Raw genomic sequence first — 25366 nt, forward strand, 5'->3', positions numbered from 1 at the left:
GTTGGCGCGGGCGGCGCCGTCGCGGGTCAAGCCGGTCTTGCCGGTCAGGCTGGCCTTGCGGGCCAAGCTGGACTTGTTGGTCAAGCGGGTCTCGTGGGTCAGGCTGGCCTTGCCGGTCAGGCCGGTCTTGTTGGTCAAGCCGGTCTCGCCGGTCAAGCCGGTCTTGCGGGCCAAGCTGGACTTGCGGGTCAGGCTGGTCTGGCGGGTCAGGCCGCTATCGCTAGCCAGGCCGGTCTTGCGTCCGGCAGCTCGGCTGCTATCGCTAGCCAGGCGGGCCTCGGCATCGGCGGGCAGGCGGCGCTGGGTGGTCAGGCCGCTGCCAGCGCCGGTGGTGGGCTGGCCGGTGGCGGCAACGTGAGCGGTCTGACCGGTATTGGCGGCAATGCAGGCGCGGCCGCAGGCGCAGGCCAGGCCGGCTTGATCGCCAGTGACGGCGCCGCCCTGAACGGCGCCGCTACGGCGCAGGTGTCCGGCCCCCTAGGAGGTGTTGGCGTGGGTGGTCAGACCGGTGCTGCCGGGGGCGCGGGGCTCGGCATCGGAGCCGACGGACGCGGCGGCGTCGTGGGCGGTGACAGTACCGCCCCCGGTGGCTACGCCGGTCCTCAACCGGCTGTGACCGGGACCGACGTGGGGGCCCAGACCGGCGTGAGCAGCGGGTCAGGCTTGGGCGGCGGAACTGCAGGCGGCAGCGCCGGCGCGCACGGCGACATCCTCGGCAACGAGGGCACCACGCTCGGTGGCGGAGGCGGTACCAGTGGCGGTGCCAGTGCTGGCGTCACACCTTTCGAGCACGGTCCGACCTTCCCCGCAGCGCAGGGCCCCGTCATTCAGGGCGCCGGCGGCGCCGGGGCCGGCGGGCCCGGGACACCTCCGTCGAACGGTCCGGTCATCCAGAGTCCGGACAGCACTATCGGCCAGGCTGGCACCGAACCTCCGGTAATCAGCACGCCGGCACCGCAGGTCCTGACCCCAGCGCCGGCGCACACGCCTCCGGCCGAGCCCACCCCGGTGGTCACGCCGCAGCAGCACACGCCCGTCGAGGAGCCGGCTCGCCATGAGCCGAGTCCCTCGGTGTTTGGTGATGAGCCGCCGGTGTCGCAGACGCCGCCGGTACACAGCGAGCCGCCGTCGCACGACCCGTTCGGCTTACCTGGGTTCTGAGCGGAACCGGCGGCCACCTTCCGGCGGGGACCTTCGTGGTCCCCGCCGGTTCGTACGCCTACCGTGATGTGAAGCGCACGCGATCGAGAAAGTGGGACGGTACGGTGAATCAGCCCGAAGACCCGCGTCGGGTCGGCGTAATCGTCGAACTGATCGACCACACCATCGCTATCGCCCACGTCAACAAGCGCGGCGATCTGGTGCAGCGGCTGCAACGCGCCCGCGCGCGCATCACCGACCCGCAGATTCGGGTGGTGATCGCGGGCCAGCTCAAGCAGGGCAAGAGCCAACTGCTCAACGCGTTGCTCAACCTACCGGTAGCGCGGGTAGGAGACGACGAGGCCACGGTGGTGATCACCATGGTTAGCTACAGCGCTCAGCCGTCGGCGCGGCTGATCCTGGCGGCGGGACCAAACGGGGAAGCCACCGCGGTCGATATCCCCGTCGACGACATCAACACCGATCTGCGTCGAGCACCGCAAGCCAGCGGCCGCGAAGTGTCGCGGGTCGAGATTGGCGCCCCCAGCCCGCTACTCCAGGGCGGATTGGCCTTCATTGACACTCCAGGTGTGGGTGGGCACGGGCAGCCACACCTCTCGGCGACGCTGGGCTTGCTGCCCGATGCCGACGCCCTGCTGATGGTCAGCGACACCAGCCAGGAATTCACCGAACCGGAGATGTGGTTCATGCGCAAAGCGCATCAGGTCTGCCCGGTTGGGATCGTCGTCGCGACCAAGACCGACTTGTATCCGCGTTGGCGCGACATCGTCAACACCAACGCAGCGCACCTACAGCGCGCCCGAGTATCGATGCCGATCATCCCGGTGTCGTCATTGCTGCGCAGCCACGCCCTCACCCTGAACGACAAAGAGCTCAACGACGAATCCAACTTTCCGGCCATCGTCAAGTTTCTCAGCGAGAAGGTGCTGTCCCGCGAGACCGACCGGGTGCGCGATGAAGTCCTCCGGGAAATACGTTCGGCGGCAGAGCAATTAGCGATCACTGTCGGCTCGGAACTATCGGTGATTAACGACCCGGCGCTGCGCGACCGGCTGGCTGACAAATTGGAGCGACGCAAGCGCGAAGCCCAGGATGCGCTGCAGCAGACCGCTTTGTGGCAACAGGTGCTCAACGACGGCTTCACCGATCTGACAACCGACGTCGACCACGACCTGCGCGCGCGCTTCCGCGCGGTCACCGAAGACGCTGAACGCCAGATTGATTCGTGTGATCCGACTCGGCACTGGGCCGAGATCGGCGCGGAGGTGGAGAACGCGATTGCCACTGCCGTCGGGGAAAACTTTGTTTTGGCCTATCAACGGGCCGAAGTGTTGGCCGATGATGTTGCCCGCTCGTTCACTGATGCCGGCCTGGACTCGCTGCTGTCCCCCGAACTAAGCCAACGCCTGATGGGCGCCGACTTCGGCCGGCTCAAGTCGGTAGGCCGGATGGAATCCAAGCCGCTGGGCAAGGGACAGAAGATGATTATCGGCATGCGAGGCTCCTATGGCGGCGTGGTGATGATCGGCATGTTGTCCTCGGTTGCCGGTCTGGGCCTGTTCAACCCGGTATCCGTGGGCGCCGGGCTGCTCCTCGGCCGGATGGCTTACAAAGAGGAGAAACAGAGCCGGCTGTTGCGGGTGCGCGCCGAGGCCAAGGCCAATGTGCGGCGCTTCGTCGACGACGTCTCCTTTGTGGTGGGCAAAGAGTCACGCGACCGGCTCAAGATGATCCAGCGCATGCTGCGCGACCACTACCGCGACATCGCCAATGAGCTCACCCGGTCGTTGAACGAGTCCCTGCAAGCCACCGTCGCCGCCGCGCAGGTGGAAAAAGCAGAGCGCGACAACAGAATTCGAGAACTCGAGCGACAGTCGGACATCCTCAAGCAGGTCACCGACCAGGTGGGCAAACTGACAAACCGGGTGACATTGGGACGAGCGTGAGCACCAGCGATCGGGTCCGCGCGATATTAGGGGGAACCATCCAGGCTTACCGGGGCGAGCCGGCCTACCGGCAGCGGGCAGACGTTTTCCATCAGCTGGACCGCATCGGCGCGCGGCTGCGCGAACCGATTCGCATCGCGCTGGCCGGCACACTCAAGGCGGGAAAGTCCACCTTGGTCAACGCCCTGGTGGGTGAGGACATTGCCCCAACCGATGCCACCGAGGCCACCCGGATTGTGACCTGGTTCCGCCACGGCCCGATTCCCAGGGTCACCGCCAACCACCGTGGTGGGCGGCGCGCCAATGTGCCGATTACTCATCGCGACGGGCTGAGTTTCGACTTACGCAGGCTTAATCCCGCCGAGATCGTGGATCTCGACGTCGAGTGGCCCGCCGAAGAACTGGCCGCCACGACGATCATCGACACCCCGGGCACGTCCTCGCTCACGCGCGATTCCTCCGAGCGCACCTTGCGGCTGCTGGTGCCCGCCGATGGGGTACCACGCGTCGATGCGGTGGTGTTTTTGCTGCGCACCCTCAGCGCCGCGGATATCGCATTGCTCAAACAGATTGGCGGATTGGTAGGCGGTGCGGCCGGAGCTTTGGGCATCGTCGGGGTGGCGTCGCGGGCCGACGAGATCGGTGCGGGCCGCATCGACGCGATGTTCTCAGCCAAGGATGTGGCCAAGCGCTTTACCGGCGAGTTGAGTCGGACGGGCATCTGTCAGGCGGTGGTGCCGGTGTGCGGACTGCTTGGGCTAACGGCGCGCACGTTGCGCCAGAGCGAGTTCATCGCGCTGAAGAAGTTGGCCGGCGCCGACTCCGCCGAACTCAATAAGGCCCTACTAAGCGTGGACCGCTTTGTCCGGGCGGACGGCCCGCTACCGGTGGACGCGGGCACCCGGGCCCAACTGCTGGAGCGGTTCGGCATGTTCGGCATCCGCATTTCAATTGCCGTGTTGGCCGCCGGTGCCACCGATTCGGCGGGTCTTGCCGCAGAATTGTTGGAGCGCAGCGGGTTGGTGGAATTGCGCAAGGTGATCAACCAGCAATTCGCCCAGCGCGCAGACATGCTGAAGGCGCATACCGCGCTGGTGTCCTTACGTCGGTTCGTGCAGGCGCACCCAATCAGGGCGACGCCGTATGTCATCGCCGATATCGACCCGCTGCTGGCCGACACGCACGCGTTCGAGGAGCTCCGATTGCTCAGCTTATTACCTTCGCGTGCAACGACATTGACTGATCACGAGATCGCATCGCTACGCCGCATCATCGGCGCCTCGGGCACCAATCCCGCCGCCCGGCTGGGCCTGACTCCCGAGAACTACCATGAGGCCCCACGCGCTGCGTTCGCCGCAGTGCAGTGGTGGCGTCGTCGTGCCGAACACCCGCTCAACGACCCGTTCACCACCAGGGCTTGCCGTGCGGCGGTGCGCAGCGCCGAGGCGTTGGTGGCCGAATTCGCCGCACGCCGCTGAGCGTCAGGCACCCGGTGCCGCGGTGGTGGGTGTTACCGGGGCCGCCGTCGTCGTCGGCTGAGGCTGGGTGGTCGTCGGCGGCGCGGTGGTCGTCGCCGCCGACGTGGTGGTCGGTCGGGTGGTCGTCGGTTGGGTGGTGGTGGTCGGCGGCGGAGTCGTGGTGGTAGTGGTTGTGGTGGTGGCCTGCGAAGTTGTCGTCGTGGTGGTCGGCTGGGTGGTTGTTGTGGTGACCGGTGGCGGCGCCGTCGTTGTGGTGGCGGGCGGCGGCTGCGTGATCACCGTAACTGTCGGGCTGTTGTTCGGCCCGATCACGGTGGTGGTGATCGGAGGTGGTGGGGGTTCCGGCGCTACAGATGTGGTGTTGACCGGCTTGCTCTTGCTCGGGCCCAACGTCAATCCCAACACCGCCGCGACAACGATGGCCAGCCCCGCTGCGGCCAGGCTGAAAACCACGGCAGCGCGCTTGTACCACGGCAGGGGTTCAGCTGCCGCGGCGTAGCGCTGGTCCTGCCTATCATCGAAACCGGTTGCTTGCCGACCATATTCGCCGGTTGCATCGGGGCCGGTGTAGGGGACCGGTTCATTGCCCGTGTTGGCGTCTTCAGACCAGGCCAGGGGAGTGGGTGAGGCTGCGTTGGCCGCGGTGGGTTCACCGCCGGCCGGGGTTACCCACGCCGTCGGGGCCGCCGCGGTGGGGAGCCCGACAGCGCCGACGATATTAGTGGGCGCCTCGACAGCTGGCCCGGCGCCTGTCACGGCGCCTGCTGACGACCGCTCGAGACCGAGGATTTCCGCGCCGATCGCGGCGCCGAACATGGGTTGTGGAGTGGTGAAGATAGCCACCTGCAAGTGCTCGGACAGCCGGCTGGTGAGCAGCGGGATCGCGGCGCCGCCGCCGGTGGTTGCCACCGCGACTACGTTCGTTCGTTGGATCCCGTTGCGCTGCAATATGTTCTCAATGAAGCGGACAAATCGGTCCACGGGTTCTGCGATGAGTTGTTCGAACTCGTTGCGGGACAGCGTGACAGACGCTCCGGTGGCTCCGGTGGCTCCGGTGGAAATGGTGGCCATCGTCGCCGACGACAGTTGTTCTTTGGCGAGCCGGCATCCGCTGAGCAGACGCGTCACCGATCCCAGGTGGGTGGCAGTGCCGGAAACCTCGGTGCTGTCGATCTCGGGGGCGACCCGGAGAACGTGCCCCAGGATGAGCTGATCGATCTCATCGCCGGAGAGCTCGCGATACCGGAAGGTCGGGCCGATCTGCTGCAGATGCGCACCCGCGTCGCCCAGGGTGACGCTGGTGCCGCTGGCGCCGAAGTCGCATAACGCGACAACTCCGCTCGTCGGGCGTCCGGGCCTGGAGTGCAGCGTCGTCAGCGCGGCCGTGGCGTCGGAGACCACTGTCGCAGAAACGCCGTCGCGAGCCAGGGCCGGTTGGGTGAGCAAAGCCGCGCGCAGCGCGGCAAATTGGCCTTCTGACCAATACGCGGGAGCGGCGATCGTGATCGGGGCGCCGTAGCCGGCCATGCGTGCCATGGCGTCGAGTGCTTCGACTGTCAGCGTCTCGCCCAGGTACTTGGTGCCGTCGGCCGCCACCAACGGAGCCGGGTCACCCACCCGCTCGACAAATCCGCGTAGCACTAGACCGGAGTCGGTGAGATCCGGGTTCTCTTCTGGCAGACCAACTTCGGCTGCCCGATGCTTGAAGAGCCGCAACACCGATGCTCGTCGCATCGGGATGCCGCCGGACCGGATCGCGACCAGGTTGGCCACTCCGATCGACAACCCGAGCGATTCGCTCATATCCCTTACCCCTGGTGTCCATTGCGTGGTCGACAGTCGGTGGCCGACGGCCGTTCCCCACCATAGCCGCCTCCGATCGGGTGGGATCGGGTCAGAAGCCCGGTGGCACCGGCGGAACAGGCAACGGACCAGGTGGCGACGGGCTCGTCGTCGTTGTGGTCGTGGTCGGTGTCGTGCTCGTCGTGGTCGTGGTCGTGGTCGTGGTCGTGGTCGTGGTCGTGGTTGGTGTCGTGCTCGTGGTGGTGGTGATGGTTGTAGTGGTCCGGGTGGTGGTGCCCGCTGGTGTCGTCGTCGTGGTTGCCGGCGCGACGCTCCTGGTGACCGTCACGGTCTTGGTTACCGACGCCGGAGCGGGGCGCCCGTGGGCAAGCTCGATGATGCCGTAGCTGATCACCCCGATCAGCGCCGCGATCAGGACGCCCCAGCCCACCAACGCCAGGGGTTTGCGCCACGCTGGGATCGGCTCAGGCGATGGCGGCGACCCGTACCCAGAGGTGCCATAGCCGGCGGGATCGTGGGCGCCATAATCCGGTGGGTCGTACCTTGCCACGGCCGCCGATGGTAGCTGCTAGGGCCGCCTAAGCACCCGCAGCCACGCAGCCCGTTATCGATCAGCAGCCTTACGGGAGGTTGGGCGGCAACGTAATCGTTGTCGGCACTCCCGGAATGGTGATCACCGATGGCAGCGGTGGCAGACGCGGGAAGCGGCGCGTCGGGGTTTGTGGTGGCTGCTGCGCCGGCGGCTGGACCCGAGGGGTGGTGCCAGGCGGAGCCGCGGGTGTCGTCGTCGTGCTGGGTGCCGCGGTGGTGGTGGTAGGCGTTGACTCCACAGTGGTGGTGGCCGCGGTGGTGGTGGGCGTCGTCGTTGTGGTCGGGCTGCGTTTGGTGCCTTGTTGGTCATCGATCAGCTGGGTGATGCCGTAGATGATCAGCGCAATCAGGATCAAGCACAGCAGCGCCCAGCCGATCAGCGTCACCGGCTTGCGGTACCAAGGTTTGGGCTCTGCGTCCTGGTCGTCGAATGCGGGCGACTCGAATTGGTCGGTCGGAGGAGAAGGATCCGGCGACGGTCCCCGCGGGCCCTGAACGGGCGGACCGGGCCGAGGGTTTGGAGGCGATAACGGCTCCGGTGGTGGATATCTTCCCGCCGCGAAGGAGCCGTATTGGGTCGGTTGGCTGTGGAAATCTTCGGGCGGACCGTAGCGTGCCACGAAACCGATGGTACTGACGCCGTGGCGCTGGTCAGCTTAAAACGTGCTGACCTTGTCGATGCTGACGAACATCCCGTGTCCGGTGCTGTTGTTCTGGAACCGAGTGCCGTCGGTAGTTGCCGTGATAGTCCAGCCCTGCGCGTCGTAGGTCTTGTAGTCAATGGTGACGGTCGGGATGGCGCCGAGATTGCCCAGAACCCACTGCACGGTGCCGGACGCGGTGATGTGCACGCCGTTGGCGTGCTCACCGTCTTTGATCGGCGAGTTGGTGAACGGCGCCTCGCACCCGACGCTGTCCTTGTTGATCTGACAGCGCGTCATGCCGGACTTGGTTTCGATGAAGACGTAGCCGTTTTGGTCGGGCTGCAGTGGGATGGCTCCGGCCGGTGTGGTCGGGCTGGTCGGCGTGGTCGGTTGAGATGGCGTCGTGGGGGCGGGGGACGACGTGGTCGGCCGGGTGGTCGGAAATGAGGGCTCGGTTGGTCCAGTCCCCGGTCGGGCGATCGGCCTGCCGTCGATGGTGGCGTCGCACCCGGCGACCAGCGAAGCAACCGCCACCAGGCCCGCCCCGATATGCAACAGCCGCACGCGCTACTCCCGAAATGTCTTTAGCGATCAACAACTCAGGGTAATCAGCAGGTAACGCAACTGACTGCAGTGACGCGCCTTGGCCAAGCCTCAGCTCTGCGGCCCAATGCCCGGCCGCGGCCATGCGGTGATCGCGGGCGCATCGGAGAAGTGCCAGACTGGCCTTTCACCAGCTGATCGGCGGGAAAATTTGGCTTGTCAAACGCCGTACCGGCCGCAGCTATGACGATCCGTTCGTTCCGCTAGCGCCAACAAGGATGCCGCCGCTGCCGCCGGTGCCGCCAGTCCCACCGTTGATGCCGTTACCGCCGTTACCGCCGAATCCCACAAACGTCGGGGTGAAGGAGCCGTTGGCAGTCACCCCGACGTTGCCGCCGTCGCCGCCCGTGGCCGGCGCGGCACCGCTGCCTGCATTGCCTCCGTTCCCGCCGAAGCCAATGCTGGCAACGCCGCCACCGTTGCCGCCGGCACCGCCGTTGCCGCCAGTCCCAGCGAAAGTGGAGCCCCCGCCCCCGCCAGCACCACCGGCACCCACGCCGGCGACCACAGCTCCCTGACCGCCCTGACCGCCCGCGCCGCCAACGAGCCCGGCGAAGCCACCGGTGCCGCCGAGACCGCCAGCGCCCAAGCCGAGTACCGCCGCGCCCTGGCCCCCCTGGCCGCCCGCGCCACCAGTGTCGATGAGACCTAACCCACCAACACCGCCAGCAGCGCCGACGCCCACACCGGCAAGCGCAGCGCCAACGCCGCCCTGGCCGCCCGCGCCGCCATTGTCGACACCGACCCCACCCATACCGCCGACACCGCCCTGGGCGTAGCCGATAAATGCGGCTGCATCACCGCCGGCGCCCCCGGCACCGCCGACCCCGGCGAGGTCGATGGCGTCACCACCAGCGCCACCAGCACCGCCAATGCCGAGGAACCCACCCCCTCCAACGCCGCCGGCGCCCCCGGCACCGCCGGTCGCGGTGCCGGTTCCGCCCGCCCCGCCGGCGCCGCTCAGACCGAAAAGTCGGCCGCCGGCGGCGCCGCCGGCGCCGCCGGCGCCGCCCGTATCGCCGCCGAATCCGCCCGCCCCGCCAGCACCACCGATGGCCGCCAGTGCGCCGCCGGCGCCGCCGGCCCCGCCGACCCCGCCATTTCCGAACTGAGAGCTGCCGCCAGCCCCGCCGTTGCCGCCCCAGCCGAGCAAGGGAGCGTTGCCGCCAGCCCCACCAGCACCGCCCACCTCGCCAATGCCGGTCACCGCACCCCCCACACCGCCGGCACCGCCGCTGCCGAGCAGCCACCCCCCATTACCGCCCACACCACCGGCCCCACCCAGGAAGCCGTTCCCGCCGACCCCGCCGTTGCCGATCAGTCCCGCCGCACCACCACTACCGCCGTTTTGGCTGCCGCCGCTGGTGAAGCTAAAGCCATTACCGCCGTTGCCCAACAACAGCCCACCCGCAGCGCCGTTGGGACTTGTCGCGGTTCCATTGGCGCCGTTGCCGATCAGCGGACGCCCCAACAACGCCTGCGTGGGCGCGTTCACCACACCCAAGACATTGCTGGCCAACTCCTGCAACGGCGACACACTGGCCGCCTCCGCGCCCGCATACGCCGCACCGGCAGCGTTCAACGTCTCGACAAAGCTCTGATGAAACGCCGCAGCCGTAGCGCTCAACGACTGGTACTGCTGGGCGTACCCACTAAAGAGTGCCGCGATGGCCTGCGAGACCTCGTCAGCACCGGCCGACAGCATTCCGGTTGTCGAGGCCGCCGCCGCCGCGTTGACCGCGCTTACCGACGTACCGATGCTCGCCACATCCTGCACAGCCGTCGCGAGCATCTCCGGAACTACGATTAGAGCCGACATGAAACCTCCAAGGACGTCACGGGACGCCATACATGATGCGCCACAAATGGGCGCCGAGTGGGCGATTGTCGATATTCGATACGTCCGCTGATGTGCTGTACAAAGCGTCCTGTTACGTGGTCGGCTGGGCGGCCTCGACGGAATGGTGACGCGCGATGGCCAGCACGCGGTGGCGAACCGCAAACCAGCCACCGACGAGGGCGGGGATACCGACCACCGTCGCGGCCAGCATCCAGCGACCATAGGTCTTGTCGAAAAACATCAAGATCAACACGGCCGCCAGGAAAGCCAACGTGAGCCAGCCGCTGTAGGGGGACAGCGGCATCCGAAAACTTGGCCGCCGCAAGACGCCCCTGGTGGTCAAGTGGTGGAAACGCAACTGACACGCCACGATCGTCGCCCAGGCCACGATGACTCCGGTCGCGGCGATGTGCAGCACGATTTCGAAGGCTTGGCTCGGCGTAATGGCGTTGAGCGCGATGCCGAACAAGCCGATCCCGGCGGTGAGCAGGATTCCGCCATAGGGCACGCCTTTTTTGGACATCGGCGCGGTGAATTTTGGTCCGCTGCCGTTGATCGCCATTGACCGCAGAATCCGGCCCGTTGAATACAACCCGGCGTTCAGGCTGGAGAGCGCGGCGGTGAGCACCACGAGGTTCATCAGGCTGCCGCCCCCGGCGAAGCCCACTTTGGAAAAGAACGTCACGAATGGGCTGACGTGTTCGCGGTAGGCAGTGTATGGCAGTAACAGCGCCAGCAGGATCGTCGACCCGATGTAGAAAACCCCGATGCGAAATACCACGGAATTGATGGCGCGCGGCATGATCTTGTCGGGATTTGCCGTTTCACCGGCCGCGATACCCACCAATTCAACGGCAGCGTACGCGAACACCACTCCCGAGGTGACCAGCACCAGGGCCAGCAAGCCGGTCGGCATTAGCCCGCCATTGTCATTCCACAGCGACACCCCGGTCGGCTGACCGTCGACCTTGAAGCGCCCGGCGAGGAAAACCGTGCCGACGATCAGGAAGGTCACCAGAGCCAGCACCTTGATCAAGGCAGCCCAGAACTCCAGCTCGCCGAAGAGCTTGACCGAGATGAGGTTCATCGACAACACCACCAACAGCGCGATCAGCGCCAGCGTCCATTGCGGGATGACGTGGAAGGCCCCCCAGTAATGGAAGTAGTGGGCGATCGCGGTGGTATCGACGATTCCAGTCATCGCCCAGTTCAGGAAGTACATCCAGCCGGCGACGAAAGCCACTTTCTCACCGAAGAATTCGCGGGCATAGGACACGAACGATCCCGATGACGGGCGGTGCAGCACCAGTTCGCCCAGTGCGCGCAGGATCAGGAAGACAAAAATGCCGCAGATCCCGTAGACCAGGAACAAGCCCGGGCCTGCCGATGCGAGCCGGCCGCCGGCGCCCAGGAAAAGGCCGGTGCCGATCGCGCCGCCGAGCGCGATCATCTGTAGCTGCCGGTTGTTGAGGGCTTTGTGATAACCCGTGTCTTCGCGGGTAAGGATGCTGGGGGGCGGTGTCATCGAGTCCTTATCGCCGTGGCTTACGGGGGGAACGCCGCGAGATTGGGTGTCAGGTTATCCCATGGCCGCTGCGGTGGGCCGCGAGCTTACCTGACTGTGAACGATCGTCCCATCGGCCGACTTACCACTCGGACCTACGCAAGCCCGGGCCTAGGCGTAGCCTCCGCTTTTGCAAGGTCCCGCTGGTTGCGTCGTCTGCGGTTTTGCACCAAATTGACAGCGGCTAGCGCCACGCAGATCGCCGCCGGAACGAGCAGCGCGTAGCCGCCGAACCGCGCCCCGGCCAGCAGACCAGCAATAGCGCCAGTGAGAAACAGCACCAGCGTCGCGGTGAGAATCGTCGCCTTCCACTTGTCGATTCCCTGCCGGCGGCTGCGGCCCAGCATCAACCCCAGGTCGGTGACGGTGCCGGTGAAGTGGGTGGTGCGCACCGCCATCCCGCGAAAGCTCGACGTCAATCCGTTTTGCATCCCGAGCGCTGATGCGGCCAACAGCGCCTGCACGGCGATCGGCTCGATCCCGAATACATCGATCTGCGCCTGCACCGCGGATTCCTCGACACCGGCGGCAGCAAGCAGCAGCAGCAGTGCCTCGATAACCAATACCGAGGCGTGGCGCACGCTTGTTGGGCCCCGGGTGGACGCCAGGATCGCCCCGGCGGTGGCCGCTCCAAGCAGGAAACCTACCAAAATCGCTGTGAGCACGTGGCTTTCATATCGCCACGGGTTGGCTGTATCCATGCCGATCTGGGTGGTGACGCCGGTGAGGTTTCCGACCGGAACGGCCAAGATCAGCAGAGCCACCGCGTTCACCCAACCCGCGGTCGACGCCAGGACCGCACTGTAGAAGAGCATGCGGCTTTGCGTGGACAGGCCGCTTTTGGGTGCTTGATCGGCCGGCGGAGGCATTGCTGCTCATACCCTCTTCCGCGTTGGGCTCTGGGCAAGTTTAACTACTCCGACCTGAAAAAGTCGCGCCTTTGCTGTTGCCGCGTAAAGGTCATCCTGGATGATGATCGCCGGGCGGGGCTTGGGGGAGTAGCCGCCGCCTGCGACCGTCCGCAACTCACCGCGGTTCACACTCGTCGTCCAGCTGGGCGGAAATCGCCTCGATAAACTCCATTGCGCCTCGGTAGCGAACGCGGCGGACCGGACGTCGGGCACCCACACCTCGACCGGCCGGTATCCACGCAGGCGCATGCGCTCGCGGTATGCACGGGCTCGCCGCGTCGATGCGCTCATGATTTCGCTGTTGTATGAAACGGACGTCGCATGAAACGGGCGTTGCATGCGACGGACTGTTTTGGCTAGTCGCGCGCTCTTTCCCAGGGTGAGGCGACAGCTATAACGACACGCCGGCATGTCTGGGCGGCTATCCGCGGTTCAGGGGCAAGCCCGGTTCGACAGCGTGTAATGGCCCGAAGACGGTGACGGTGCGCGCTGGCGGCCCGCGGCCAAGCGGGTGTATCTGCAGGGTATCGCCAGGTCGAGTAGCACTTCGCTACCTCATGCGCAATCCCCCGATCGGTGGCCATTCATGGCCGATTGACTGACGTGAACGCACGGTTGCGCCGCGTATATTTTTGGCCAGTATGGATCAGCATCAGGCGTCTTGTGCTTGATCCGGCGACAAGCCGAAAAATTACGGCTACGAATCACGGAATCGTTGTGATGAATCCGATGCAACACGATATAGATCAACAAAATTGATAACCCGCCAAACAGCAATCCGTGAATCACCACGGCCCGGCTGGCGCCGGAAGTTGTATTCGCCAGGAGCGCACAGTATCTGCGGTCAATACCGCATTCGCGCCCGCGTCAGCCCATGGTGGACCTTGGTGGCCGTGTCCATCGGTGTCATCATGGTTGGGCTCGACGGATCCATTGTCATGATCGCCAATCCGGCGATCGCTGCCGATACGCATGCATCGTTGATGGATCTGCAGTGGATGACTGATGCTTATCTGCTCGCGGTGGCCTCGCTGCTGCTGTTCGGCGGCAAGCTGTGCGACCGGCTCGGTCGCCGACTGATGTTTTTTCTGGGTGTGGCCGGGTTTGCCGCAACATCGGTCGGTATTGGGCTGATCGGCACAGTCGATGCCACCATTACGCTGCGGGCACTGCAGGGTGTCTTCGGGGCACTGTTATTGCCCAGTACGCTGGCCATCCTGCGCAGCACGTTCCCGGCGGACCGGCTCAACAGCGCTTTGGGAGTTTGGGGCGCCGCATCGGGCCTAGCTACTGCCATCGGGCCCATTGTTGGCGCGCTGATCGTCGAGCACCTGAGCTGGCCCTGGATCTTCTACATCAACGCCCCGCTGGCCGTCCTCGCCTTGCTGATCGCCGCGTTGGCAACTGCCGAGAGTCGCAGCCAACGAATAGAACGACTCGATAAACCGGGGACCATAGTCCTCTGTGCGGGGTTGTTCTTGACGGTGTTTGGACTCATCAAAGCCCAAAATTGGGGGTGGCTCACCGCTAAAACACTGAGCTTTACGGTTGCGGGCGCATTCCTGATAGCGGTCTTCGTGCTGATCGAATTGCGTACATCAGAGCCGCTGCTCCCGTTGCGCCTGTTCACCAACCGGACTCTGTCAATCGGCACCGCGGTGGCACTCATCAATGTATTCGCGCTGATCGGCGCAGCTTTCTACGTGACGTTGTTCTTTATCAACGTGCAAGACCTCACGCCCATCGAGGCCGGCGTGCGTGTGTTACCGATAAGCGCAGCAATCATGGTCGCCGCTCCGCTAAGTGGGCTTGTGACCAACAAATTTGGCCCCCGTCCAGGTATGGTCGTTGGGCTTGCCGCTGTGGCGGCAGCTTTGTACCTGCTTAGCTTCTTGCGCCCCGAATCCAGCTACTTGATGGAGTGGCCGGCCTTCTTGCTGCTCGGTGCTGGGGTTGGCTTCGCGACGACTGCTAGTTCGGATGCGATTGTCGGCAATGCCGGCGTCGATGACGCCGGCATAGTCTCAGGGCTGCAAGCCGCAGCACGACAGATTGGTGCGGTCTTCGCCGTCAGCGTACTGGGCTCGGTGCTGAGCAGCCGCGTCAGTTCTGAGCTCGTCGGCGATCTGGTTGCCGCAGGCACTACCCAGACGTTTGCTGCCCGGCTGGCCAAGGCCAAAGACCTTGTGGCCGAAGGTGTTTCGCTAATCCCGACGGATGCGCCTACCGAGCTGGCCCAAGAAGTGATCCACGGCAGCCACAGCGCCTTCATCTCAGGTCTGCAAGCGGCGATGATCCTCTCGGCTATAGTGGCCGTCGTCGGAGCGGGGCTCGCCCTGCTCGCAAAACGGGCCGAAGATTCCGGTTCGACGGAGCAAGACAGTGCCAAACATGAGCTCCGTCCAGATGATCAGTCGATCGCTGCAGCGGGAGAACGCTGAGTTACGCAGTGCCCGAGATAACCAGTGCGATTGTGAAGACAGGATCGGCTTTCTTCCAGGGCCGAACTTGACCGACCAACACACTAGTCACCGTCCCCAACACCCGGAACCGGTTCCTGGGCTTGCTCTTGTCCCTGTTAACTTTTCGGATCTGGCTAAGCGGTCAGACTCAAGAACCTCCACACGAGTTCCTCCGGCCACACCGCGGCTACATCAGCATGCTTTGTGGCGCACAAAACCGCCCGGCGGTGCCTCATTTAGGTCGACAGCTTCCAGCCTCTGCGGAAGGGAACCTCGCGAGTTAGGTTAGATGTAGGTCATGCTGTTTGGCTTGAACGGGCTGCATCGTGGAGGCAGCGTTGAACCGGAGATGCTGGCGTGCCGGGCGCGCGCTGCTGAGCAGGCGGGCATCGAGTCGCTGTGGATCGGTGACCACACTGTCGTTCCGGTGCCGCCCGGCGGGCCGCCTCCGGAATCCCGGCTGGAAGCGGTCGTCGCGCTGAGCTTTCTTGCATCGATCACCGACCGTGTGCGCCTCGCGTTCGGCGTGCTGGTGCTACCGCAGCGTCACCCCGTGGTGCTGGCGAAGCAGCTATCGACCCTGGATTTCTTGTCGGCCGGACGGCTGATCGTGGGCGTTGGTGTGGGATACGTCGAGGCGGAATTAAGGGCGCTCGGTGTCGAACTGTCCCAGCGAGCCGCTCGAATGGACGAGTACCTAGATGTGCTGCGCACGTTGTGGGACGAACGCAGCCTGCGGTTTGACGGCCCGACTGTGCGCTTTGCCGACATGGCCCAGCGCCCCTTGCCGGCCCAGCGACCGAGACCACCGATCGTCATTGGCGCCCAATCACCCGCGGCTTTCCCCCGAGTCGTCCAGGCCGCGGATGGTTGGTACGGATGGGAACTGACCGTCGCTCAGACGGCAAACGCGCTTGTCGCGCTGCGCGAAGCGGCGCGGCGGTACGAGCGGCCGGCCGAGCTGGGGGAGCTGGAAGTGACGATCACCCCGCCTGGGGCCGTCGACCGCGACAGCGTCGCGCGTTACTCCGATCTCGGAGTTGACCGCCTGGTCCTCAAGCCGCCCATGATGGATGGCTCCGCGATGGACGAACTCATCGACTACGTCGCCAGCACGCTGGTGTGAGCCGGTCACAGCTCCTAGCGGCCATCGGCACGAACGCCGCGTCACCAGCAGACACAGCTTGTTCTGCGCGACGCCAAATCACTTCGACTACCCGTGTAGACACAACAGCGGCGACACCTCGCCGCCGAGGAAAACCGCAGCCGCTCACCGGTTTCGGGATCGACGCGCTTATCGCTAACCCGCGGCGCGACACCATGACTGCTCCTGCAGCGGTTCGTACGCTGCGCCCATCGTGGTAGCCGTTGCGTATCACAAGCCTATGCCCGTTGTCGTTGAGCTCATCGGCGTGAGCGTCGACATAGGCGGCGACTTCAGCGCGCAAGCGACGCATCCACGCGCCGCGGGACTGTGCGCTGACAAGTGGACGTCTGTGGTACCCAGTGCGCGGTAGGTCCACCCGGCCGCCCGCCAGCGATCGGCATCGAGTGTTCCCCTGCCGTCGATCACGCAGCGTGGCGACCCAAAGCCCGTGTCCGTCAGCCGAATCGGATTGAACTTCGAGAACTCGGCCCACTCGGTTAGGTGCAGGAGAACACGCGCGCCGGTAATGGCGGTCTTGGCACTCCCGGCATAGCGCAGGTGTGGATACGCCGCACGAGCGTTGTCCGCGGCGACTGGGTCGTAGACCGTAACGTGCGCGCCCCTTCGGTGCAGCTCGTCGGCCACGGCCAACGCGGGCGATTCCCGGATGTCATCGGTGTTTGGCTTGAATGCCGCCCCCCATACCGCGATCCGCTGACCGGATATGTCAGAGCCGCATTCCTCGAAGACGAGCTTGATCGCGCGATTCCGCCGACTCGTGTTGACGGCGTCCACCTGCCGCAGCAACGACGCCGCGCGCTCGGCCCCGATTTGCTCGGCACACCAGATCAGTCCTCGCAAATCCTTGGGCAGGCAGCCGCCGCCGAAGCCGACACCGCTGTGTAGCGCTCCCGCGCCGATGCGCGGATCCAGTGCCAGGGCAGCCGTGAGCTGTTGGATGTCCGCGCCCGCCGCCTCGCTGAGCTCGGCTATCGCGTTAATGAACGAAATCTTGGTGGCCAGAAAGGCATTCGCCGCGATCTTGGTCAATTCCGCGGTCGCGAGGTCCGTCACGATCAACGGGGTGCCTGTTTCGATTACGCGCGCGTACACACAGCGGATGGTCTGCTCCGCCCGTTTGGCCGCCTCGGTCCCGCCATCGATGCCGACGACGATGCGGTTAGGGCGCAGCGTGTCTTCGACCGCGCAGGACTCACGCACGAACTCTGGATTCCAGGCCAGCTGCACGGATTCGCCCATCGGGCTGATCTTGCGGACGAACCTAGCCAAACGCGAAGCCGTTCCCGCCGGAACGGTGGATTTTCCGACGATCAACGACGGGCGCCGCAGATGCCGTGCGAGTTGTTGGGTCGCTTGGAGCACGAAGGAGAGATCGTGCGCATTGCTCCCGGGCGATTTGGGTGTGCCCACCGTGAGGAAATGGACATCGGCGAAATCTGCTGCCTCTGCGAATGACTGGGAGAAGCGCAGCTTGCCCGAGGCGGTGTGTTTCGCGAGTAGATCGTTGAGGCCGTCCTCATAGAAGTGGGCCGATCCACTCCGCAGTGCGGAAACTTTCAGCGCGTCTGTGTCGACGCCGAGGACATCGTGGCCGAGCTCGGCCATGCAGGCCGCATGGGTGGAGCCGAGGTAGCCGCATCCGACTACGCTAATCCTCATCCGCGGCCCCGCATCCCTGGCGGGTTGATCAGCCAACGGCGTCGCAACTCACGCGCACTCTTGTCCCGGACACGAGGCGCAGCAACGCGCCACTTCCGGGCGTCGGCAAGTCGCTTCTTCACAGCCCGGATGACCTTGCCCAGCTCGCACACCGGCGCCCCCAGGTCAGACAAGCGCAGTCCCGTAACGCCGAAGCCCCTGCGCCCGTAGGGTGATCTTCGCTTCAAGGGCACACTGCGCGGCGTGCGTCGCCCTGTTCGTGCTTCGGTATTCGGGTTGACAGGTGATGCCGTGCCGGTCGAAGGAGGTTAGCGTGTCCGGGATTTTGTTGCCGGCTGCATGACTCATGCGGCGCTCGACTCGGCCAGATAGCGAGATATGTTGGCGATGCGCCTGACCGGCGGCAGCCACGTCTTGTCAGTTCCGGATCCGGTGAGCTGCGCCAGCCCGCTATGCAGGGATGTCGCCAGTGGCGAATCGAAAATGATCCGTTCGTCGTGCACGCGTCCCTTGGTTTCGATCGTCAGCCGGTGTTTGTTTCGGGGAAGAAAGTACCCGTCAACGGTGGTAACGGGATCGAATTCGGCAATTAGCAACGTATCGCCAAATCGCACCTTGGCGTAGCGGTGCCGGCCCGGCGAACGGGTTGTTCGTTGCCAGTGGCTGTGCAACCCCGACGGAGCCCCCCGGCCAGAAAGATCCTCGGTGATGGTTGAGTACATCGACAACCGCGTCGAGCCAAGCCAGCTGTCTTCCTGGAGGCCGGTCACGGTTCCGCAGCCTGCCCGGGCCACCGTGAAGCGGCTCTCTTCGGCCGGGCTGGTCAGATACCGCTGCACCGCGGCGTGCGGCAGCAGACCCTCGAGCACCGAAATCATGTGTGTCCATTCATAGCCCAGCACCTGGTAGTCGGTGTCGACGAAACGCCCGGCGGCCTCGTCGCGCCTGCGATCCTTTGTGAAGGAGATCTCGATGCTATCGGGCCAGCGGCCCCCCGCGCGCGCCATTGCGGCGCGCAACTGCGAGACCACCCGCGAGTAGCGGTACTGCTGATTCACCTTGAGACGAGCCTCTGGGTGCTCGGCCAGCAGCCTGCGAAGGTCGTCGACCTCGTAGCTCGCACACGCCGGCTTCTCCATAAACACCCGCGCGTTCGGCTGCCAACTGAGCACATTCCGGAGCGTTGACAGATGGTGCGCCGTGGGATTGCTGATCACCCACACATCCACTGGGTGCCAACTGCGGTGCCGGATTTCATCGACCGCACGCCACACCTGCACACCGGCCGGACGCTCGGCCGGCCGAGGGTCCACGATGCTGACCCTGGCGCCAGCGCGGCGCAGGATTCCAGCGTGGAGGCGGCCGATGGTTCCGTATCCAACAACCGTGACGTGTATAATCTTCGGCCCCGTGGTAAGAAGTTCGGTGAGTGATCCGCAATCGCCACTATTCCGTCGCGCCGCCGCGGGAACTATCCGCCGAACAGCCGCTAAGCGGATGATTAACGTGTCCCCCAATTAGGGGACGTTTCTAGCTTGGTCAAATCCCCACCAACTAGGCGAGGAATCACAATGAATCAAGACCGGTTGGCGCTGCTGGAATTGATCACCAGCTATCGCCTCACGCAGGCGCTGTATGTCGTCGCCGAGCTTGGCCTAGCCGATCTCCTTAGCGCCGGTCCCCGTCCATGCGACGAGTTGGCCAGGGCCGCCGAGGTTGATGCTGACGCACTCTACCGCGTGATGCGCGCATTGGCCGCCAAGCAGATCTTTAGTGAAGGTGACCAGCGAACATTCGGGTTAACACCACTCGGGGAAGGCCTTTGCAGTGACGTCCGTGGATCCATGCGCGGCTGGGCGATCATGGTTGGCGGCGAACATCATTGGCTGCCCTGGGGGCACCTGTTGGAGTGCGTGCGAAGCGGTCAGCCGGTGTTCGAGCGGGTGCTCGGGCGCCCCCCCTTCTCCTACTACGCAGAAAATCCAGAGGCGATGTTCACCTTTCATTCCGCTCTCGGCGGTCAAAGCGAAATTGTCAATGACGCGCTATTGGCGGCATACGATTTCACACCGTTCAAAACGGTTGTCGATATCGGAGGGGGAAACGGTTCCCTTTTGCGCGGTCTGCTGCGCCGACATCCCGACATGCGTGGAGTGATTTTCGACCAGGCTGCGACGATAGCCGAAGCCGAATCAGTCATCGGCGAGGATCGCGATGTCGCGCGACGCTGTGAGCTGATTTCGGGAGATTTCTTCGACAAGGTGGTCCCGGGCGGCGATGTCTACCTCCTCAAGCACGTGTTGCACGACTGGAGCGACGATGAGTCCTTGCAAATACTGCGGCGGTGTCGCGCGGCGATGCAGCCGACCGCCCGGTTGCTGATCATCGAGATGCTAATCGAGCCGGGAAGCTCCAATCCCTACCCCGCGTTCCTCGACCTGGAAATGCTGGTGGCCTACACCGGCCGGGAACGAACGGCCGACGAGTACGGCACGCTGCTGGACGAAAGCGGCTTCGCGCTGGAAGCCGTCACAGCCACCGATGCGTTTGTGAGCGTCATCGAAGCTCGTCCGATCGTTTGAGTGTGACCGCGTCCCGCCAGGATTTGCGCATGAACTCCAGCGCAGGTGCGGCTTGGGTATCGAGATCCCAATGGTCGCACTCGACAGCTGTCCGGTCGTCATACCCGGCCTTCGACAATGCGGCCGCAAAGCCCGCGTAGTCATACCCGGGCACTGTGGGCGATTGCCTTCCGCCACCGGCGACTTGTACATGTCGGATGATCGGTCCCACTTTCAGCACCTCGTCCAGCGATTCGTGCTCGAGTTCAAGGTGATGGAGATCAGCGGTGATACCGACGCCGTCGAGTCCGAAGCTGTCGCGAAACTCCCGGCACTCCTGCAGCGTGTTCAAGATGTTGCCGTCGGTGTGGTTGAGTGGCTCCAGGCCGACCGCCACACCGTTGCGATCGCATTCCTCGTGAATCGCGGCGACCGCACGACCGAGACGTCGTAGCGCCTCGTCACGATCCATCCCGGGCGGCACGTCTCGAGCTGGACCACTGCCCAGCACCGCAACCTGCCCGCCGACCCGCTCCATCCGTGCGGAGACGCGCCGAGCGTGAGCGCGGACCACATCGAGATCTCTATAGAGTGAAGCGCCCGGCGGGAAGAAACGGTTGAAGACCTCCGGTACCAGTGGCAGCGCGCTCAGTCGACGTAGGCGGGCGGCCGCGTCGGTGTCCGACTGCGCGGGCATGAGCACCTCGGCCGACAACTCGCAGAAGTCGTAGCCGCAGCGCGCCAAGGCAGTCACGTCGTCAATATCGGTGACCCAGGCACCAAAGCGCATGATCTAAAAACCCTCAGCGTTCCGGGGGGTGTACGAGACCTCCAGACGCTTTACCTCGTCGGCGCTCAGAGTAAGTGAGGCGGCCGCGACGGCATCGCTGAGATGCTGCGGCTTGGTGGCGCCGACGATCGGTGCGGTGATCACGGGCTTTTGCATGAGCCAGGCTAGCGCGACCTGCGCTCGGGTGACACCGCGCTCCTGGGCGATGGCGCCCACCGAGTCGACAATGAAGCGGTCAGATTCCGGGTCTTGCCGATAAAGGCTGGCGCCGAAGGCATTTTCGTTCGTGGATCTTGCGGTCAACTTGTCGTTCCAGGGGCGCGCCAGCTGACCACGGGCCAGTGGGCTCCAGGGCAGTACCCCGATCCCCTGATCGAGGCAAAACGGAAGCATCTCCCGTTCCTCCTCGCGCATCAACAAGTTGTATTGATCCTGCATCGATGCGAATCGGGTCCAGCCGTGCAGATCGGCGGTGTACTGAGCCTTCGCGAACTGCCAGGTCCACATCGACGATGCGCCGATATAGCGCACCTTTCCGGCACGAACCATATCGTTCAGTGCCGCCATGGTCTCCTCGATCGGGGTTTCGGGATCGTAGCGATGAATTTGGTAGAGGTCGATGTAGTCGGTGCGCAACCGACGCAGGCTCGCGTCAACCTGAGTGAAGAGCGATGCTCGTGACAGCCCGGCGTCCTTCGGTCCGGTGCCCATGCGAGAGAAGACCTTCGTCATGATGACGACCTGCTCCCGCACGCCGACCTCCGCGACCAGGGCGCCTACGATTTCTTCGCTAACGCCGAGCGAATAGACGTTGGCGGTGTCGAAGGCGGTGATGCCGGCATCCAGGGCCTGCCGAAACAGCGGCCGGGCCTCGTCGATACCCACCGCCCAGGGATGGGTGCCGAGGCTGCCGTCGCCAAAGCCCATGCAGCCCAGCACGATTCGCGACACCTGTAGGCCGGAGGTGCCGAGCCGACGGTACTCCATAGCGTGTCCTTCTGCGACTAGCTGCTAAATTCGATGGTCCACCAAGCTTTGTTAAAGATATCTTGAACCTGCGCAGAATTGAGATGAACATGCTGTTTCACGTGCGGATGGATGCTCGCGTCCCTCACGATCTCGATTCCGAGACGCGGGCGGAAATCGCCGCGAGCGAGCTAGAATATGTACACCGGCTGCAGCGGGAGGGTAAATGGCGTCACCTGTGGCGAGTCGTGGGCGAGCGCGCGAACTTCTCGATCTTCGACGTCGAATCGAATGACGAGTTGCACGCGCTGCTATCCGAATTGCCGATGTTTCCTTATTTGGATATCCACGTGACACCGCTCGCGACACACTCTAGCGACATTAACGCCGGATAAGTCGTGCTTTATGCTTTAATTCCACACGGACATGTCGTGAGTCGCCTATTTGGGTTGCGCGCGTCGGTGGACCTTGCCACCACGGCCTTGCTGCTGAAGAAGGATTTCGTGGGATTGGGCCAGGCAAACCGCGGCGGATCGCCTTTGTAGAAGCGCTCGGAGCAACCCCTGCTTTCCGCCGGGCTCAACAAGTAGAGCTAACGCGCCTTGTCTTGAACTGCCTGCTGAATATTCGGCTGGTTGTAGTCGTCGGTCATATAACGCTGGCAGTAGACTCGATTGGCATCTCGGGAAGCCGCCAGTATCTGCTCGGCAGTGTAGATGTCGGCGATTATCCTGTAGGGTACGGAACCGCCACCTAGCACCTTCCAACATCAGATCAGACGATGGACGCTGAATCGATTGCTCCCCTCTAGACCACTTGAAGGAGCAGGCATGTGACTCGCCATGCCCCTCCACCCCCCACCAACATTACAAACTGTCCCGGTTTCAGCTGGCCGGTGGCGACCAGGTGGGCAAGACCTAGTATCTGGTCGCAAGGACCTACGTGCCCGATCTTGCGCAACTCCGACCAGCAAGTCTTCTCGATGGGGATCCCAGTAGGGCGGAGAAATAGCTCTTCGAGTGAGGCTAGGTGAGGTGCTGAGGTGCAGAAATAAGCGATATCTTCAATTGAGATCTTTGCTTCAGCTAAGGTTGCGGAAATAGCCGTTAGGATAGATTGGGTTACTGTCCCAGCATACGCTCCAATGCCGTCTGTCACCATAGGAATATCAAAGATGCCAGGTTGTGTCACCCTATTTTGCAACAGCCCTTCTAAGTCGGGTTCCGACGTTACCTGACTGACGATCAGTCGTGCGAAACCTTCTTTCTTGGAGATGATCGCGGCTGCTGCACCATCAGCAATGAGATTCGTCGAAGCCGACCAGCGACCCCCTCCGTCGGGCCGCCAACGCAGTGCAGCGCATACGAGCCCCGCATTAACATCTGGGCTGTTCGACAGTATTCGCGCGACGGTTTCTATTGCTGTGCATCCGCCGTCGCACCCTGCGTTCAATACGAAAGCAAGAGAATCTCGTTGTCTAAGTATCCGCTGGACATAACAGACAGGTATCATATGCTCCTGAATTAATGACATATCCGCGTACACGATTGGCGAAAACATCTCGCCGCGGTGATTGGAATTTTCGACTGCTTGTTTGGCGGCTAATCCCGCCATGACATGCCCCGGTATATCCGACACGGTAAAACTTTCGTAGCCCCCATATGCATACCCGTTTTTGACCGGAGGATCGCAACCAAGAGTTTCGACCGGAACCCTGCGGGGAAGATAAGTTCCTATCGAGTTAATGAATACGCCATCCCATAACATTTTCGCCAAACCTTTCTATTTCGCTATTCCTGCGTCAATCCAATAAATCATTGTGTCTGTTAACCAACTGGAAACGCTTAAGGCTACAGTAGCGGGCTCGAGTATGAGAGGGGAGGTGGGAGCCTTGATATGGCTGCCAACCCGAGGATATAAGACGAGAGACCGCTCTTCGTCGGGCTGATCGTTCGATTGTATGCCTAAACTCAGATACCGGCCGTAAGCGATTAAATTACGCTCATTAGAAAGGTGTGTCGAGATGGCTTGAATCAAAAGCGGATCGTTGCTAATGCTTATAGCATCTGTAGTTACGATCGGCGCTATTGCCACCATTCCGATTTGCTGCTGCTTTAGATCCAGCGGTTTCGCCGCGATGTTAATTACCGGTGTGGTATTAATCAATCGGAGCGCGCGCAGTGCCGGTATGCAGGTTATGCCGTGTCCGACGATGACGATGGCTTGACCAGGCGGCCCGTTTAGATGCAATGTATCGACTATTGCTCGTGCAGCTTGTTGCTCTGATGTGGGCAGCGACGTGCCCGAAAATCCCGGTGCCAGGACCTCGGTGACTTCAATGTTTTCTGGTATGGCGTTGGCGAACGCTAGGTACTGACCGGTAAATTCGGCGATACATACTAAGCGCACTGGCGCATTTTCTGCGGGCTTGAGGATTGTTTCTGTTAGGTCTTTCGAGGATTCGAATTGAGGCTCAAGTGAATAGTCTAAGCTCGACGCCGCAATTATTATGTCAACTAGTGCTGAGCTTTGCCCGCCGTTACGGGCAGTTGTCAGCAGCTGGCCAATGGGCCCTGGTGCCGTGGTGGTGTCGGTGAGCAGGGTGTGGATGTGGTGGGCCAGTGTGGTGGGGGTGGGGTGGTCGAAGATCAGGGTTGCGGGCAGGCTCAGGCCGGTGTCGTGGGTAAGGGTGTTGCGTAGTTCGAGGGCGGTCAGTGAGTCGATACCCAGGTCGGTGAAGGGCCGGTCGGGATCGAGAGTGCCCGGGTCGGGGTGGGCCAGCACGGTAGCGGTGGCTGTATGGACCAGTGTGGTCAGGGTAGTTAGTTGTTGTTCGGTGGTTTCGGTTGCTAGTCGGGCGGTCAGGGTTTGGGGACTAGTGGTGGTGGCGGCCGGCCGGGCGTTGGTTAGCGCTGACAGGATCGGGGCAAGGGTGTTGCGGCGTGCTTGGCGGGCTAGTGTTCGTGCGTTCAGCGGCGCGGCCAGCAGGGTGGGTTTGTGGTGGGCGAGGGCGGCGTCGAACAGGGCCAGGCCGTGTTGGGTGGTGATCGGGTTCATGCTGGCGCGGGTGAGGCGGGCCTGATCGGTCGAGCCCAGGTGGGCGGTCATCGCGCTAGAGGTTTGCCAGTAGCCCCAGGCCAAACTGATCGCGGGTAGTTGTTGGCGGTGGCGCTGGTGGGCCAGGGCGTCGAGGAAGGCGTTGGCCGCGGCGTAGTTGGC

The 25366-nt window shown here is 63.7% G+C and carries 22 protein-coding genes and 1 pseudogene; 8 read left to right on the top strand and 15 right to left on the bottom strand.

Features of this window, described 5'->3' with window-relative positions:
- The first annotated feature begins 354 nt into the window (after window positions 1-354).
- The 3 genes from F0Q45_RS27660 to iniC all read left to right on the top strand — a co-directional run bounded on the left by F0Q45_RS27660 (window position 355) and on the right by iniC (window position 4585).
- Window positions 355-1161: a hypothetical protein gene (locus F0Q45_RS27660; protein ID WP_262490970.1), complete on the top strand. Its 807-nt coding sequence runs from the start codon at window positions 355-357 to the stop codon at window positions 1159-1161.
- A gap of 104 nt (window positions 1162-1265) precedes the next feature.
- Window positions 1266-3107: an isoniazid-induced dynamin-like GTPase IniA gene (iniA, locus tag F0Q45_RS12285; RefSeq protein ID WP_223163903.1), complete on the top strand. Its 1842-nt coding sequence runs from the start codon at window positions 1266-1268 to the stop codon at window positions 3105-3107.
- The gene (iniC, locus tag F0Q45_RS12290; protein ID WP_149654221.1) at window positions 3104-4585 is read left to right on the top strand and encodes an isoniazid-induced dynamin-like GTPase IniC; all 1482 of its coding nucleotides are present in this window, start codon (window positions 3104-3106) and stop codon (window positions 4583-4585) included. The genes iniA and iniC overlap by 4 nt, the downstream gene beginning before the upstream one ends.
- A 3-nt stretch (window positions 4586-4588) precedes the next feature.
- On the opposite strand, the gene F0Q45_RS12295 is transcribed toward iniC, so the two are convergent.
- Window positions 4589-6388 (bottom strand): Hsp70 family protein, encoded by a 1800-nt coding sequence (locus F0Q45_RS12295; protein ID WP_149654222.1) that lies wholly within the window; start codon window positions 6386-6388, stop codon window positions 4589-4591.
- 14 nt (window positions 6389-6402) lie between these two features.
- Between F0Q45_RS12295 and F0Q45_RS29910 the strand changes: the two genes are divergently transcribed.
- Window positions 6403-6774, top strand: coding sequence for a hypothetical protein (locus F0Q45_RS29910; RefSeq protein WP_188112904.1), 372 nt, complete (start codon window positions 6403-6405; stop codon window positions 6772-6774).
- Window positions 6775-7008: 234 nt separating this feature from the next.
- Here F0Q45_RS29910 and F0Q45_RS12305 read toward each other — a convergent pair whose 3' ends face one another.
- The 6 genes from F0Q45_RS12305 to F0Q45_RS29260 all read right to left on the bottom strand — a co-directional run bounded on the left by F0Q45_RS12305 (window position 7009) and on the right by F0Q45_RS29260 (window position 12952).
- Window positions 7009-7599, bottom strand: a complete 591-nt coding sequence (locus F0Q45_RS12305; protein ID WP_149654223.1) for a hypothetical protein — start codon at window positions 7597-7599, stop codon at window positions 7009-7011.
- 36 nt (window positions 7600-7635) lie between these two features.
- Window positions 7636-8187, bottom strand: coding sequence for a hypothetical protein (locus F0Q45_RS12310; RefSeq protein WP_149654224.1), 552 nt, complete (start codon window positions 8185-8187; stop codon window positions 7636-7638).
- A gap of 220 nt (window positions 8188-8407) precedes the next feature.
- A complete protein-coding gene (locus F0Q45_RS12315; protein WP_149654225.1) occupies window positions 8408-10045 on the bottom strand; it encodes a PE family protein in 1638 nt (545 codons plus the stop codon).
- Window positions 10046-10157: 112 nt separating this feature from the next.
- Window positions 10158-11591, bottom strand: coding sequence for an amino acid permease (locus F0Q45_RS12320; RefSeq protein WP_149654226.1), 1434 nt, complete (start codon window positions 11589-11591; stop codon window positions 10158-10160).
- A 134-nt stretch (window positions 11592-11725) separates the two neighbouring features.
- Entirely contained in the window at window positions 11726-12445 is a 720-nt protein-coding gene (locus F0Q45_RS12325; protein ID WP_306439433.1) for a YoaK family protein, read from the bottom strand.
- Window positions 12446-12505: 60 nt separating this feature from the next.
- Entirely contained in the window at window positions 12506-12952 is a 447-nt protein-coding gene (locus F0Q45_RS29260) for an antitoxin MazE-like protein (RefSeq protein ID WP_306439434.1), read from the bottom strand.
- A 476-nt stretch (window positions 12953-13428) separates the two neighbouring features.
- On the opposite strand from F0Q45_RS29260, the gene F0Q45_RS12335 reads away from it, so the two are divergent.
- Entirely contained in the window at window positions 13429-14982 is a 1554-nt protein-coding gene (locus tag F0Q45_RS12335) for an MFS transporter (RefSeq protein WP_149654228.1), read from the top strand.
- A gap of 319 nt (window positions 14983-15301) precedes the next feature.
- Window positions 15302-16129 carry a TIGR03619 family F420-dependent LLM class oxidoreductase gene (locus tag F0Q45_RS12340; protein WP_149654229.1) on the top strand — a complete coding sequence of 276 codons (828 nt, stop codon included), beginning with the start codon at window positions 15302-15304 and terminating at the stop codon, window positions 16127-16129.
- Between the two features lie 122 nt (window positions 16130-16251).
- Here the strand turns inward: F0Q45_RS12340 and F0Q45_RS12345 are convergent.
- The 3 genes and pseudogenes from F0Q45_RS12345 to F0Q45_RS12355 form a co-directional block, all read right to left on the bottom strand.
- Window positions 16252-16451 (bottom strand): annotated as a pseudogene (locus F0Q45_RS12345) (IS256 family transposase); the annotation flags it as partial.
- Entirely contained in the window at window positions 16379-17830 is a 1452-nt protein-coding gene (locus F0Q45_RS12350; RefSeq protein WP_149654230.1) for a UDP-glucose dehydrogenase family protein, read from the bottom strand. The pseudogene F0Q45_RS12345 and the gene F0Q45_RS12350, both read right to left, overlap by 73 nt.
- A 344-nt stretch (window positions 17831-18174) precedes the next feature.
- Window positions 18175-19347, bottom strand: coding sequence for a Gfo/Idh/MocA family oxidoreductase (locus tag F0Q45_RS12355; protein ID WP_149654231.1), 1173 nt, complete (start codon window positions 19345-19347; stop codon window positions 18175-18177).
- A 54-nt stretch (window positions 19348-19401) separates the two neighbouring features.
- Between F0Q45_RS12355 and F0Q45_RS12360 the strand changes: the two genes are divergently transcribed.
- Window positions 19402-20412 (top strand): methyltransferase, encoded by a 1011-nt coding sequence (locus F0Q45_RS12360; protein ID WP_149654232.1) that lies wholly within the window; start codon window positions 19402-19404, stop codon window positions 20410-20412.
- Here the strand turns inward: F0Q45_RS12360 and F0Q45_RS12365 are convergent.
- Entirely contained in the window at window positions 20387-21181 is a 795-nt protein-coding gene (locus F0Q45_RS12365; RefSeq protein WP_149654233.1) for a sugar phosphate isomerase/epimerase family protein, read from the bottom strand. The two genes, F0Q45_RS12360 and F0Q45_RS12365, sit on opposite strands and share 26 nt — an antisense overlap.
- A gap of 3 nt (window positions 21182-21184) precedes the next feature.
- Entirely contained in the window at window positions 21185-22168 is a 984-nt protein-coding gene (locus F0Q45_RS12370; protein WP_149654234.1) for an aldo/keto reductase, read from the bottom strand.
- A gap of 89 nt (window positions 22169-22257) precedes the next feature.
- Between F0Q45_RS12370 and catC the strand changes: the two genes are divergently transcribed.
- Window positions 22258-22542: a muconolactone Delta-isomerase gene (gene catC / locus F0Q45_RS12375; protein ID WP_149654239.1), complete on the top strand. Its 285-nt coding sequence runs from the start codon at window positions 22258-22260 to the stop codon at window positions 22540-22542.
- 197 nt (window positions 22543-22739) lie between these two features.
- Here catC and F0Q45_RS30195 read toward each other — a convergent pair whose 3' ends face one another.
- The 3 genes from F0Q45_RS30195 to F0Q45_RS12390 form a co-directional block, all read right to left on the bottom strand.
- On the bottom strand, window positions 22740-22907 hold the full coding sequence (locus tag F0Q45_RS30195) for a DUF5078 domain-containing protein (protein WP_188112905.1): 168 nt from the start codon (window positions 22905-22907) through the stop codon (window positions 22740-22742).
- A 47-nt stretch (window positions 22908-22954) separates the two neighbouring features.
- Window positions 22955-23914, bottom strand: a complete 960-nt coding sequence (locus tag F0Q45_RS12385) for a 3-oxoacyl-[acyl-carrier-protein] synthase III C-terminal domain-containing protein (RefSeq protein ID WP_149654235.1) — start codon at window positions 23912-23914, stop codon at window positions 22955-22957.
- Between the two features lie 15 nt (window positions 23915-23929).
- Window positions 23930-25366 (bottom strand): beta-ketoacyl reductase (locus F0Q45_RS12390; RefSeq protein WP_149654236.1); only part of this gene is annotated, 1437 nt, incomplete at its 5' end.

Origin of the sequence: Mycobacterium simiae (genome assembly GCF_008370645.1) — a bacterium.
Taxonomy (GTDB): Bacteria; Actinomycetota; Actinomycetes; order Mycobacteriales; family Mycobacteriaceae; genus Mycobacterium; species Mycobacterium simiae_A.